This window comes from Cellulosimicrobium sp. RS (assembly GCF_046159675.1).
Classification (GTDB): domain Bacteria; phylum Actinomycetota; class Actinomycetes; order Actinomycetales; family Cellulomonadaceae; genus Cellulosimicrobium; species Cellulosimicrobium funkei.
This window is the reverse complement of sequence record NZ_JBJXVU010000003.1, coordinates 197,410-211,059: the sequence shown is the minus strand read 5'-3', so window position 1 is coordinate 211,059 and position 13,650 is coordinate 197,410. Positions and strand designations below refer to the sequence as shown.

Annotated in this window: 9 protein-coding genes; 7 read left to right on the top strand and 2 right to left on the bottom strand. The window is 75.0% G+C overall.

Features of this window, described 5'->3' with window-relative positions:
• Positions 1–121 precede the first annotated feature (121 nt).
• The 4 genes from ACI769_RS06560 to ACI769_RS06545 all read left to right on the top strand — a co-directional run bounded on the left by ACI769_RS06560 (position 122) and on the right by ACI769_RS06545 (position 7,129).
• Positions 122–2,293: a beta-galactosidase gene (locus ACI769_RS06560; RefSeq protein ID WP_409141380.1), complete on the top strand. Its 2,172-nt coding sequence runs from the start codon at positions 122–124 to the stop codon at positions 2,291–2,293.
• 194 nt (positions 2,294–2,487) lie between these two features.
• Positions 2,488–6,096: an Ig-like domain-containing protein gene (locus ACI769_RS06555; RefSeq protein WP_409141379.1), complete on the top strand. Its 3,609-nt coding sequence runs from the start codon at positions 2,488–2,490 to the stop codon at positions 6,094–6,096.
• A 227-nt stretch (positions 6,097–6,323) separates the two neighbouring features.
• The gene (locus tag ACI769_RS06550) at positions 6,324–6,659 is read left to right on the top strand and encodes an STAS domain-containing protein (RefSeq protein ID WP_228485224.1); all 336 of its coding nucleotides are present in this window, start codon (positions 6,324–6,326) and stop codon (positions 6,657–6,659) included.
• The gene (locus tag ACI769_RS06545; protein ID WP_051027734.1) at positions 6,656–7,129 is read left to right on the top strand and encodes an ATP-binding protein; all 474 of its coding nucleotides are present in this window, start codon (positions 6,656–6,658) and stop codon (positions 7,127–7,129) included. The genes ACI769_RS06550 and ACI769_RS06545 overlap by 4 nt, the downstream gene beginning before the upstream one ends.
• Before the next feature lie 65 nt (positions 7,130–7,194).
• On the opposite strand, the gene ACI769_RS06540 is transcribed toward ACI769_RS06545, so the two are convergent.
• Positions 7,195–9,480 carry a SpoIIE family protein phosphatase gene (locus tag ACI769_RS06540; RefSeq protein ID WP_409141378.1) on the bottom strand — a complete coding sequence of 762 codons (2,286 nt, stop codon included), beginning with the start codon at positions 9,478–9,480 and terminating at the stop codon, positions 7,195–7,197.
• Positions 9,481–9,730: 250 nt separating this feature from the next.
• Here ACI769_RS06540 and ACI769_RS06535 point away from each other — a divergent pair, with 250 nt between their 5' ends.
• The 3 genes from ACI769_RS06535 (at position 9,731) to ACI769_RS06525 (ending at position 12,459) form a co-directional block, all read left to right on the top strand.
• Positions 9,731–10,528, top strand: coding sequence for an ABC transporter ATP-binding protein (locus ACI769_RS06535; protein ID WP_396049357.1), 798 nt, complete (start codon positions 9,731–9,733; stop codon positions 10,526–10,528).
• A gap of 118 nt (positions 10,529–10,646) precedes the next feature.
• The gene (locus ACI769_RS06530) at positions 10,647–11,084 is read left to right on the top strand and encodes a YciI family protein (RefSeq protein WP_171467481.1); all 438 of its coding nucleotides are present in this window, start codon (positions 10,647–10,649) and stop codon (positions 11,082–11,084) included.
• A 25-nt stretch (positions 11,085–11,109) separates the two neighbouring features.
• Entirely contained in the window at positions 11,110–12,459 is a 1,350-nt protein-coding gene (locus ACI769_RS06525; protein ID WP_171467480.1) for an RNA polymerase sigma factor, read from the top strand.
• Positions 12,460–12,522: 63 nt separating this feature from the next.
• On the opposite strand, the gene mgrA is transcribed toward ACI769_RS06525, so the two are convergent.
• Entirely contained in the window at positions 12,523–13,572 is a 1,050-nt protein-coding gene (gene mgrA / locus ACI769_RS06520) for an L-glyceraldehyde 3-phosphate reductase (protein WP_409141377.1), read from the bottom strand.
• Between the last annotated feature and the right edge of the window lie 78 nt (positions 13,573–13,650).

Here is a 13,650-nt window from a genome sequence, read left to right as displayed (position 1 = left end):
CCCCGGTCGTCGGGCCGGCGCTCGCTCGCCGGCCCGACGACCTCCCCGAGGACGCCGTCGCGCGTCCTCCCGACCGGCCGGGCACCGCCCGTCGCCGCGCGCCGTCCCGCTAGGAGCACGCATGTCTTCCCCCACCCCGTTCCGCTGGCTGCGCCGTCCCGGGCCGCACACGCCGCCGGGCGAGCCCGGTGCGTACACGCCGTCGGGCCTGTCCTACGGCGCGGACTACAACCCGGACCAGTGGCCGCGCGAGGTCTGGGACGAGGACGTCCGCCTCATGCGCGAGGCCGGCGTGACGGTGGTCTCGCTCGCGATCTTCTCGTGGGCCCGCATCCAGCCGACCGAGGACACGTGGGACTTCGCGTGGCTCGACGACGCGATGGACCTGCTCCACGCGCACGGCATCACGGTCGACCTCGCGACGGCGACGGCCTCGCCGCCGCCGTGGCTGACGACGAAGCACCCGGAGATCCTGCCGCAGACCCGCACGGGCGAGACCCTGTGGCCGGGCGCGCGGCAGCAGTGGCGCCCGACGTCGCCGATCTTCCGGGAGCACGCGCTGCGCCTCGTGGAGCGCATGGCCGAGCGGTACGGCGACCACCCCGCGCTGGTCGCCTGGCACGTGTCGAACGAGCTCGGCTGCCACAACGTCTACGACTTCTCCGACGACGCGGCCGCTGCCTTCCGCGCGTGGCTGCGCGACCGCTACCCGACGCTCGACGCGCTCAACGCCGCGTGGGGCACCGCGTTCTGGTCGCAGCGCTACAGCGCGTGGGACCAGGTCCTCCCGCCGCGGCTCGCGGCCTCGCACCCGAACCCCACCCAGCAGCTCGACTTCAAGCGCTTCTCGTCCGACGCGCTCCGGCAGTACCTGCGCGCGGAGGCGGAGATCCTGCGCCGCGTCACGCCGGACGTGCCCGTGACGACGAACTTCATGGTCATGGGCGAGACGAAGGGCATGGACTACGCCGCGTGGGCGGACGAGCTCGACTTCGTCTCCAACGACCACTACGTGCTGCCCGGCCCGCAGGCGCTCGACGAGCTGTCGTTCTCCGCGAACCTCACGGGCGGCATCGCCCGGCACCGGCCGTGGTTCCTCATGGAGCACTCGACGAGCGCGGTGAACTGGCAGCCCGTGAACGTCGCGAAGAAGCCGGGCGAGCTCGCGCGCGACTCGCTCACCCACGTGGCCCACGGCGCCGACGCGGTCTGCTACTTCCAGTGGCGCCAGTCCGCGGCCGGCGCGGAGAAGTACCACTCGGGCATGGTCCCGCACGCGGGCGAGCGCTCGCGCCTGTTCCGTGACGTCGTCGCGCTCGGCGCGACCCTGCGCGACCTCGCGCCCGTCGCGGGCAGCACGCAGAAGCCCGCGCGCGCCGCGATCGTCTTCGACTGGGACTCGTGGTGGACGAGCGAGCTCGACTCCCACCCGACGGACCGGCTGCGCTACCGCCAGGAGGCGCTCGACTGGTACTCGGCGTTCCTCGCTCTCGGCGTGCGCGCGGACGTCGTGCCGTCCGCGACGGACCTCGCGACGTACGACGTCGTCGTGGCGCCGGTGCTGCACGTCGTCCCGGCCGGCCTGCGCGACCGCCTCACGGCGTTCGTCGAGGCGGGCGGCCACCTCGTCACGACCTACTTCTCGGGCGTCGTCGACCAGGACGACCACGCGTGGCTCGGCGGCTACCCGGGCGCGCTGCGCGACCTGCTCGGCATCCGGGTCGAGGAGTTCGCCCCGCTGCTGGACGGCGAGAGCGCGACGGTCGAGCTCGCGGGCGAGCAGCTCGAGGGCACGGTGTGGACCGAGCCGGTGGACGTCGTCGACCCGGACGTCGAGGTGCTGGGCTGGTACAAGACCGGCGAGCAGGCCGGCCGCGCCGCCGTGACGCGGCGGACGGTCCGCACCGGGGACGGTGCTGGCGCCCGCGAGGGCTCCGCCGCCTACGTCTCCACGCGCTTCGGCCGCCAGGGCCTCGTCCCCGTGCTCGCGCGCCTGCTCGACGACGCGGGCGTGCGCAGCGAGCTGCCCGCCGCCGTGCGCGGCGACGTCGAGCTCGCGGTGCGCACCGACGGCACGGACGACTTCTGGTTCCTCGTCAACCGCACGGCGCGCCCGGTCGAGGTGCCCGACGTCGCGGGCGACGTCCTCGCCGGGCGCCGCCTCACGGCGTCGGGCATGAGGGCCGTCACGACGGATGGCACGGCGGAAGGCACGGCGGGAGGCGCGCTGCTGCTCGAGCCGCGCGGCGTCGCCGTCGTCCGCCGCCCGGCCGAGCCGACCCCGCCGAGGTAGAGCCCCGGTACCACGAGGTAGAGGCCTGGTAGGCCGAGGTAGAGGCGTGGTCACGACCAGGGCTCTACCTCGGCGGACCAGGGCTCTACCTCGGCGGACCAGGGCTCTACCTCGGCACGACAGACCCCCGCGGGAACGACCCGCACCCGGTGCACCCCGCCGGTTCGCAGCGACGCGAAGGAGGTGGCTCAGGGATGAGCCCGACCGAGACCGACACGACCACGCGGGGTGGACCACCCGGTCCTCGCCGCACGGGCCCTGGCGGCCCGGCCGTCCGCCGGACGGGGGCCCGCGTCGTCGCGGGCCTCGGTGCCGGGGCGCTCGTCGCGGGCTGCGCGCTCGCGGCCCTGCCTGCGCAGGCCGCGCCCGCGGGCGCGGTCGCCGCGACCGGCACGACGGCGGCCCCCGCCGACGTCGCGGGCGTCACCGTGACGCCCGACCCGTCGTACGCGGGCGCGCCGTTCGAGGGCTGGGGCACGAGCCTCGTGTGGTTCGCCAACGCCACGGGCGGCTACCCGGACGAGATCCGCGACCGGCTCGCGGACATGGTGTTCGGCGACGAGGGCCTCAACCTCAACATCGCGCGCTACAACGTCGGCGGCGGGAACGCTCCGGACGTGCCCGACTACCTGCGCGCCGGCGGCGCCGTCGACGGGTGGTGGAAGGCGCCCGAGGGCACGACGCGCACCGACGTGGACTGGTGGGACCCCGAGAACCCGGACCACTGGGACGAGGACGCGGACGCGACGCAGCGCTGGTGGGTCGACCGCATCAAGGACGACGTCACGCACTGGGAGACGTTCAGCAACTCGCCGCCGTGGTTCATGACCGTGAGCGGGTACGTCTCGGGCGGGTTCAGCTCGACCGCGGACCAGCTCAAGACGGAGAGCATCGACGACTTCGCGGCGTACCTGGTCGGCGTGACCGAGCGCCTCGAGGACGCGCACGGCATCGAGGTCGACACGATCGACCCGTTCAACGAGCCCAACACCAACTACTGGGGCACGCAGCTCGGGGCCGACGGCAACCCCACCGGGGGCCGTCAGGAGGGCGCCCACATGAGCCCCGCGCTCCAGGCGAAGGTCGTCCCGGCGCTCGCCGCGGCGCTCGAGGGCTCCTCGACCGACGCCGTGATCTCGGCGATGGACGAGACCAACCCCGGCACGTTCGCGACCAACTGGAACGCGTACCCGCAGGCGGTCCGCGACCAGGTGTCGCAGCTCAACGTCCACACCTACGGCACGGGCCAGCGCACGACGGTCCGCGACATCGCCAAGGGCGAGGACAAGCCGCTGTGGATGAGCGAGGTCGGCGGGAACTGGAGCTCGACGGGCCAGGACTTCGAGACCATGGAGTCCGGCCTCGGCAGCGCGCAGCACATCGTCGACGACCTGCGCGAGCTCGAGCCGAGCGCGTGGGTGTTCTGGCAGCCGGTCGAGGACTACGCCAACATGGCGCCCGGCGGCGAGAGCGCGAACGGCATGAACTGGGGCGAGATCCAGATCCCGTTCGACTGCACCGCCGAGGACACGCTCGAGACGTGCCCGATCTACACGAACACGAAGTACTGGGCGACCCAGAACTTCACGCACTACATCGAGCCGGGCGACTCGCTGATCCGCTCGGACGACGCGAGCAGCACGGCCGCGGTGTCGGCCGACGGCACCTCCGCGACCGTCGTGCACGTCAACGCCACGAAGGCCGAGCGCGCCGTGACGCTCGACCTGTCGAAGTTCGGTGCGGTCGGGTCCGATGCGACCGTCACCCCCGTGGTCACGAGCACGGCCGGCTACCTCGTCGAGGGCGAGCCCGTGGCCGTCACGCCCGGCACCGAGGACGGCGCCGGCCCGAGCGCGACGCTCGTCGTGCCGGCCGAGTCCGTGACGACGTTCGTCGTCGACGGCGTCTCCGGCGTCGCGGACGACGCCGCGCTCGTCCAGGACGGTCACGCCTACCGTCTCGACGGCGTGCAGGCGGACCGCTCGCTCGCGCCGTCGGCGTCGGGCACGGGCGTCGTGATCCGCACCGACGCACCGGTCGCGGAGCAGGCGTGGGAGCTCACGGCGCTCGGTGCCCCCGACGGCTCCGGCACGCACCGCACGCGCTACGCCGTGACGAACGCGGCCACGGGCCGCCAGCTCGCCGTCGCGGCCGACACGTCCGCCGTCCTCCAGGACGCGCCCGCCGACGTCGCGGACACCCCGCTCGCCGCGCAGTGGATCCTCTCGACGACCGGCGACGGCACCTTCACGCTCGTCAACGCGTCCTCGAAGACCCTCCTCGAGGTCGGCGGCCAGGCGACGGCGGACGGCTCGCCCGTGGGCACGTACCTCGCGAACTCCGGCGTGAACCAGCGCTGGCGCGTGGTCGACGAGACGGTCCTCGGCACCGAGCCCGTCCAGGCGTTCACGACGCCGGGCACCGCGCCCGAGCTCCCCGCGACCGTCACCCCGGTCTACCGTGACGGGGCGCGCGGCGCGCTCCCCGTGACGTGGGACGTGCCGGACGACGACGCGTGGGCCGAGCCCGGCACCGTCGAGGTGACGGGCACCGTGGCCACGCCGACCGGCGGCGAGGTCGCCGCGACGGCGACCGTCGTCGTCGACGAGCTCACGTCCACGCTCCCCGCGCGCGCCAAGGCGTACGCGGGCGGCACCCCGACCCTGCCCGCGACCGTCACGGCGGTCGCCGCGGGCGGCGCGGAGGTGCAGCGCCCGGTGGTCTGGGACGACGCCCCCGCGGGCGCGTACGACGCCGTCGGCGTCGTCGAGCTCACGGGCACGGCCGACGCCGGGGCGGGCGCCACGCTCCCGGCCACCGTCCGCGTCCAGGTGACCGAGGCGGCGTCCGCCAACGGCGCGCTCGCCGCGGGCACGACCGCGAGCGCGACCTTCACCGAGCCGGGTTACGCCGTCGGCGGCGTCGTGAACGGCAACCTCACCGACAAGGCCTGGTCGAACTGGGTGTCGGGCACCAAGCGGACGTCCGACACGCTCACCGTCACGCTCCCCGCCGACCGGGACGTCACGGGCGTCGTGACGCGGTTCTGGAAGGACGGGTCCAGCGCGAGCTGGGCGCAGTCCGTCCGGCTCCAGGCCCTCGTGGGCGGCACGTGGACCGACGTCGGCGCGCCCGTCACGGTGGACGCCTCGCCCGACGGCCCCGCGCCCGCGGTCGAGATCCCCGCGGACGTGCGGACGTCGTCCGTGCGCGTCGTCCTCACGGCACGGGCGAACACCCACCTGGTGGTCTCCGAGATCGAGGTGCTCGCCAAGGTGCCCGGCACGGGGACCGACGCCGCGGCGTCGGGCATCACGGTGGCCGGCGAGCCCCTCGCCGGGTTCGACCCGGCCGTCACGGCGTACGACGTGCCCGTCGCGGGCGGGGTGCCCGCCGTCGAGGCGGTCGCGCACGACCCCTGGGCGACGGTCGCGGTCGAGGCCGCCGACGCCGTCCCCGGCACGACGACGGTGCGCGTGACGGCAGAGGACGGCACGGAGCGGGAGTACGCCCTGCGCTGGACGGCCGACGCCGGCGCGGCGCCGGTGACGGTCACCGCCGAGACGCGGTGCCTGGCCGGCAAGGTGTACGTCGCGGTCCGCGCCACGAACGACGGCGACGCGCCGCTCGACGTGACCCTCGCGACTCCGTACGGCACGCGCACGGTCGCCGCCGTGGCGCCGGGCGCGAGCGCCTACCAGTCGTTCGCGTCGCGCGCGGCGTCCGTCCCGGGCGGGACGGCCGTCGTGACGGTCGACGGGTTCGCACCGCTCGAGGTCGCGTTCGACGCGCGCTCCTGCTGAGCCGTCCGGCCGCCCGGCGGGCCGGGTCGGCGTCCTCCGCGACGCCGTCCCGGCCCGCCGTGCGGCCCTCGTCGTGGCTCCCTCGCGCCGCCCTCCGCGGCGCGGGAGAGGCACGTCACCCGATGATCGCGGCCACGCCGCGACACTGCCTCGCGTGCGTCGGCGGAGCCGCGTACCGTATCCCGGGTGCCCGGTACAGTGCCGGGACCGAGGAGGAGCCCACCACCGTGACCCCCACCACGAGCGGAGACGTCCTGACGACGGCCGGCGGCACGCGCTGGACCATGCGCGGCGAGATCGACGCCGCGGTCCAGGCCCGGCGCGAGGACGAGCTGCTGCGGCTCGCGCAGTCGGCCGACGGGCGCATCCACATCGACCTCGGCGCGGTCACCTTCATGGACTCGGGCGGCCTGCGCCTGCTCTACCACGCCGCCACGGCCGGCTCGGGGGCACCCGTGCTGGAGCGCGTCCCGCGCCGCGTCCGCGACCTGCTCGAGCTCAGCGGTGTCGCCGAGCTGTTCGAGCTCACCGACGACGCCGGACCTGCCGAGGACGAGGCGTGACCTTCGCCCACGCGGCGGTACCGCCCGGCTTCGTCGAGATCGGTGCCTGGCCGCTGCGCACGCTGGCGGACCTCGCCACCCTGCGGGAGGGCCTGCACCGCATGCTCACCGGCGCCCCGCTGCCCGCGGACCGCGCGCTCGAGGCCACGCCCGAGCGCGTCGTCCTCGTCGCGAGCGAGCTCGCGACGAACGCGCTGCGCCACGGCCTCCCCCCGACGCAGGTGCGCCTGCTCAGCGACGGGCGCGAGCTCGTCATCGACGTCGTGGACCACTCGCCGGACGTCCCCGTGATCGCGGGCCGGCGCTCGCCGGGCGCGGGCGGGTTCGGCCTCGTGCTCGCGCAGCGCGCCTCGACGGCCGTCGGCTGGTTCCGCGCCGGCACCGGCGAGAAGCACGTCTGGGCGCGCTTCGACGTCCCCGTCTTCCGCGGCGGTGCGGGCGTGCGCAGCGCGCTCCTCCCCGCCGGCTGACGCTCCGCCGCACCGCCCCGCCGCGACGCTCTACCCCCGCACGCACGCACCCCGGCGCGCGCGCCTCAGGCGTCGCGCCGCACCAGGAGCAGGGTCGCGTCGTCCGCAGAGCGCGGGTCGCGCGCGGCGGCCACGACGCCGTCGACGTCGACCGTCCCCGGCTCCGCCGCGAAGAACGCCGCGAGCCGCCGCAGGCCGTCGAGGATCGACTCCTCGCGCCGCTCCACGAGCCCGTCGCTGTACAGCACGAGCGCCCCGCCGGGCGGCACCTGGACGTGCTGCGCGGGCGGCACGCGGTCCACGAGGCCGAGCGGCGGCACGATCGCGCTCTCCGTCCAGCTCGTGGTCCCGTCCGGCGCGACGACGAGCAGCGGCGGGTGCCCCAGGGACACGTGCTCGACGACGCCGGTCACCGGGTCCAGCACCGCGACGGCGATGGTCGCGACCTCGCCGGGGAGCGTCCAGCGCGCGACGTCGCCCAGCAGCGTCACCGCCTCGACCGCGGAGCCCGTGCTCACGAGCGCGGCACGCAGCGTCGTCCCGAGCTGGCCCATCGTCGCCGCGGCCTGGAGCCCGTGGCCCGTCACGTCGCCCACGACGAGCGCGAGGCGCCCGGACGGCAGCACGAGCGCGTCGTACCAGTCGCCGCCCACGAGACCCGTGCCCGCCGACTCGTAGCGCGACTGCAGCGTCCACCCCGGGACGTCCGGCAGGAGCGCGGGCAGGAGGCTCCGCTGGAGCTCCTCCGTCGCCCGCACCGCCTTGCGGCCGCGCAGGTAGAGGGCCTCGACCAGGTGGCCGCGCAGCGACGTCGCGACGTCCGTCTGGTCCGACGTCCAGGGCACGCTGTGCCCGCGCACGACCTCGCGCCACCGCTCGAACGACTTGCGCGGGCTGAGCCGCACCGAGTCGTCCTCGCCGCGGGCGATCTCCTTGTTGTACGGGTCGCCGCCCCAGTCCACGTGCCGCAGGACCTCGTCGCGCACCCACAGCACGACCTGACCCTCAGGCAGCACGATCCCGAGGACGCCCGCGACGTCGGGCACGAGCGCCGCGACGTCCGGCGCGTCCCGGTGCAGGGCGTCCGACATGACCAGGTCCTCGCCGTGCCCGAGGACCCACGCGACGAGCGCACGGCACCCGTCCTCGTCGGGCACGTTGCCGACCGCGATGAGGCCGCCCTCCGCGACGACGACCGCGCCGTCGGCCCGCACGAGGCGACGCAGCCACCCCGAGCGCGTCAGGGCGATGCCGATGGGGACGCTCTCGTCGCGGCTGTCCGCGGCCAGGTGGGCGAGGACGCCCTCGGCGCGCCGCACCTCGGTCTCGCGCTCGTCCTCCGCCTGGGAGACGAGCCGGACGGAGAGCGCGGACCCGAGGAACTCCGCGGCGGTGCGGACCTCGAAGGGCGGCTCGTGCGGCCCCGAGTAGTGGTGGCACGCGACGAGACCCCACAGCCTGCCGTCGCGCAGGAGCGAGATCGACATCGACGCCCGCACGCCCATGTTGCGCAGGTACTCGAGGTGGATCGGCGAGACGCTGCGCAGCGTCGAGTACGTGAGGTCGAGCGGCGCACCCGTCGTGGGGAGCAGCGTCGGGACGATCGGCTGGGGCGCGTAGTCCACGTCCGCGATGAGCCGGATCCAGTTCTTCTCGTACAGCGCGCGCGCCTGCGGCGGGATGTCCGACGCCGGGTAGTGCAGCCCGAGGAACGCGTTGAGGTCGTCCCGGCGCGCCTCGGCGACGACCTCGCCGTTGTAGGCCGCGTCGAAGCGGTAGATCATCACGCGGTCGAAGCCCGTGAGCTCGCGCACGTGGCGGGCCGCGTCGTCGTACAGCTCGTCGAGCGTCGCGGCGCGCTCGAGGTCGCGCAGCGCCTGCCGGACGGCGAGGTAGGTGTTGGGGAACGTCAGCGGGCGCGCGCCCGACGCGGTCTCGATCTCGACGACGAGCACCGGCTCGGACCCCGGGCCCTCCTCCGGCAGCGGGGGCCGGTGGAGCACGGCGTCGACGTCGAGCGGCCGGTCGTCCCAGCGGTCGAGGTGCAGGGTCACGGGGTTGCGCGTCGCGAGGTCCGCGCCGTCCGCCGCGTGCGCGAGCAGGTCACGCGCAGGTTCCTCGCCGAGCACGTCGGCGAGCGGCCGGCCCGCGAGCTCCTCCGCGGGGACGCCGAGGTGCCGTTCCACGTTCGCCGACGCCTGGAGCAGCACGCCGTCCGCCTCGCGGACCACCAGCAGGACCCCGCGCGGCTGGATCATGCCGGGGACGTGGATGGGCTCGCGGGCACAGTTGTCGAGGTCCACCGCCTCGCCGGGCGCGAGGAGCTCCGGCTCGTCGACCGTCCTGGTCACGATCCTCCGTCCGGGCATCACGTCCCGCGGACGGTTGCCGTACTACGGTCGGCGGACCACCTTGGCTCGAGGATCCGGAGACGCGTGCCTCAGGCTACCGCGCCCCGACGCCCGTTCGTGCGCCGGACCCCCCGGGAGCTCGGCGGGCGAGCCCCGTGAGCGACGCCACGGAACTCCGCGGTAGCGTCGTTCGTCGGACGAGCGGGAGCCCGGACCGCCCGCCCGGACCCCGACGACCAGAAGGTGACCCATGAGCACGACGACGACCCCTCTCCTGCGCGCCAGCGGCCTCGCGGCCGGCTACGGAGGTTCCGACGTCGTGCACGGCATCGACCTCGACGTGACGCCCGGCACCGCGCCGGTCGGGATCGTCGGGGAGTCGGGCACCGGGAAGTCGACGATCGTGCGCGCGCTCGTCGGCCTCGTGCGCCCCACGGCGGGCCACGTCACCTACGCCGAGCGGACGGTCGGCAAGCTCTCCCGCCGCGACAAGAAGCAGTTCACGGCCGACGTGCGCCGCGTCTCCCAGGACGGCCTCGCCGGCATCGGCATCGACCCCCGCTGGACGGTGGACCGCACGCTGTCCGCGGCGCTCAAGGACGCGCGGCGCGCCGGCCGCCCGAGCGGACGCTCCATCGAGGACCTGCTCGGCGACGTCGCGCTCGAGCCCCGCTACGCGCCGCGCACCGTGCAGTCGCTCTCGGGCGGCGAGAAGCAGCGGGTCGCGCTCGCCGTCGCGCTCGCGACGCGCCCCCGGGCGCTCCTCCTCGACGAGCCGCTCACCGCCGTCGATCCCGCGATGCGCGGCGACGTCGTGCGCCGCCTCGCCGACGCGACGACCGCCCTCGGCACCGCCGTGCTGCTGGTCTCGCACGACCTCGAGCTCGTCGAGCGGATGTGCCCCACCGTGCACGTGCTCGCCGACGGGACGTTCGTCGCCTCCGGCGCGCTGCGCGACGTCTTCGCGGGCACCGCCCCCGGCGCCGACCACCCGGCCGTGCGGGGTCTCGCGGAGGCCGCACCGCTCGCCGTCCAGCGCTTCCGCTGACACCCCGGGAAAACTCGTCGGCGGTGCGTGTCGAAAACCGGGGGACGCCGTCCGACGTCAGGGTGAAGGCGCCTTCACGACACTAGGGTCAAGGAGGCACTCACCGAGGAGGAACGTCATGCGAGTCATGGTCATGATCAAGGGCAGCGGGGCCGACGAGGACAAGATCGCCCCGACGCAGGAGATGCTCGCCCAGATGGGCGCGTACAACGAGGAGCTCGTCAAGGCGGGCATCATGCTCGACGGCCAGGGCCTGCAGCCCACGGCCAAGGCCGCGCGCGTCGTGTTCAGCGGGGGCGAGACGTCGGTCGTCGACGGGCCCTTCACCGAGTCCAAGGAGATCGTCGCCGGGTACTGGATCTGGCAGGTCTCCTCGCTCGAGGAGGCCGTCGAGTGGGCCCGCAAGTGCCCGAGCGACCCGAGCATGGGGCTCGAGGAGGTCCTCGAGATCCGGCCGATCTTCGAGGTCGAGGACTTCGGCGCCGAGTACACGCCCGAGCAGCGCGAGAAGGACGAGCGCCTCGCCGAGCAGATCCGCGCCCAGCAGGGCTCCTGAGCCCCGCCGGGACCCGGGTACGACGATGACCGACGTCTCCCGCACCGTCGAGGCCGTGTGGCGCATCGAGTCGCCTCGGCTCGTCGCGGGCCTCGCGCGGACCCTGCGGGACGTCGGCCTCGCCGAGGAGGTGGCCCAGGAGGCGTTCGTCGCCGCGCTCGAGCAGTGGCCCGAGCAGGGTGTCCCGGACAACCCCGGCGCCTGGCTGACGACCGTCGCGCGCCGCCGCGCCGTCGACCTGGTCCGCCGCGAGCGCACGCGCGACGAGAAGTACGCGCGGCTCGCGGCGGACCTCGCAGCACCGGGCCCGGGGACCGGTGCGGGCACGACGGCGGCCGCGCACCCAGGCGACGGCGGTGCGGTCCTCGTGGGGTCGGTCCCCGCACCCGACGCGATCGTCGAGGACCCCGTGGGCGACGACCTGCTCGCGCTCGTCCTCGTCGCGTGCCACCCCGTGCTGCCGCGTGAGTCCCGCGTCGCGCTCACGCTGCGACTCGTGGGGGGTCTGACGACCGACGAGGTCGCCCGCGCCTTCCTCGTCCCGTCCGCGACCGTCGGGCAGCGGATCTCGCGCGCGAAGCGGACGCTCGCCGAGGCGAACGTCCCGTTCGACGTCCCGCAGGCGGACGAGCTCGCGGCCCGCGTGCCCGCCGTGCTCGAGGTCGTGTACCTCGTGTTCTCCGAGGGGTACGCCGCGACGTCGGGCGACACGTGGGTGCGGCGCGAGCTCGCCGAGGACGCCATGCGGCTCGGCCGCGTGCTCGCCGGGCTGCTGCCGGGCGAGCCGGAGGTGCACGGGCTCGTCGCGCTCATGGAGCTCCAGGCGTCGCGGTTCGCGGCCCGCACCGGCCCCGACGGCGAGCCCGTGCTCCTCGAGGACCAGGACCGGTCGCGATGGGACCGGCTCCTCGTCCGGCACGGCCTCGCCGCGCTCGACCGCGCGCTCGCGCTCGGCACGCGCGCCGGGAAGGCGCTCGGCCCCTACTCGCTCCAGGCCGCGATCGCCGCGTGCCACGCGCGCGCCGCGACGTGGGCCGAGACCGACTGGGAGGCGATCGTCGCGCTCTACGACGCGCTCGCGTCCGTCGCGCCCTCCCCGGTGGTCGAGCTCAACCGCGCCGTCGCCGTGGGCTACGCGGACGGTCCCGGGGCGGCCCTCGTCGTGCTCGACGCCGTCGCCGACGACCCGCGCCTCGCCCGCCACCACCTGTATGGCGCAGTCCGCGGCGACCTGCTCACCCGGCTGGGCCGGCACGCCGAGGCGGCGGACGTCCTCGAACGCGCCGCGAGCCTCGCCCCGACCCGCCACGAGCGCCAGCTCCTGCTCGAGCGCGCCGCCGCCGCGTCGTCGTCCGCGGACGCGCACCCCGCCTGACCCGACCACCTGCGAGGTAGAGCCCTGGTAGCGACCAGGGCTCTACCTCGCGCGACCAGGGCTCTACCTCGCGAGGACGGACTCGATGGTGGCCGACTCCTCCGGGGTGAGCGGGGGCGCCGAGAGGGCCGCGACGTTGTTCTCGAGCTGGCGGACGCTGCTCGCCCCGACGAGGGCGGAGGTGACGCGGTCGTCGCGCAGCACCCAGGAGAGGGCGAGCTGCGCGAGAGTCTGGCCGCGGGCACCCGCGATCTCGTTCAGCGCCCGGGCACGCCCCAGGTACGTCTCGTCGAGGTTCTTCTCCGACAGGAACGGCGAGTCCGGGCGGGCCGCGCGCGACCCCTCGGGCGCCGACCCGGAGAGGTACCGGTCCGTGAGCAGGCCCTGCTGCAGCGGCGAGAACACGATGGTGCCGACGCCGAGGTCGCCGACGACGTCGAGCAGCGACTCGGTCTGCACGCCGTCGTACGCGTCCTCGTGCGCCGGGTCCTCGACGTGGCGGTTGAGCATCGAGTAGCTCGGCTGGTGGATGAGCAGCGGGGTGCCGAGGTCGGCGAGGATCGCCGCGGCCTCGCGCGTGCGCGCCGGCGAGTAGTTGGACACGCCCACGTACAGCGCCTTGCCCTGCTGGACCGCGTCGTGCAGCGCGCGCATGGACTCCTCGAGCGGCGTGCTCGGGTCCGGACGGTGGTGGTAGAAGACGTCGACGTAGTCGAGGCCCATCCGGCGGAGCGACTGGTCGAGCGAGGAGAGCAGGTACTTGCGCGAGCCGCCGTCGCCGTAGGGGCCCGGCCACATGTCGTAGCCGGCCTTCGACGAGATGACGAGCTCGTCACGGTACGCGCCGAGGTCCTGCGCGAGGTGCCGGCCGAAGTTCTCCTCCGCCGAGCCGTACGGCGGGCCGTAGTTGTTCGCCAGGTCGAAGTGCGTGATCCCGAGGTCGAACGCGCGGCGCAGCACCGCGCGCTGCGTCTCGAACGGGTTCACGTCACCGAAGTTGTGCCACAGACCGAGCGAGATCGCGGGCAGGTCGAGGCCGCTGCGCCCCGTCCGCCGGTAGGTCATGGTGTCGTAGCGGTCGTCGGCGGCGAGGTAGCGCGGGGCGAGAGGCATGGGCCCATTCTGGCGCGCGCCGGCCGCGACGCCCACCCCGGTCCACGACCGCGCCGCCCGGGCCCGGTCCCCGTGCCG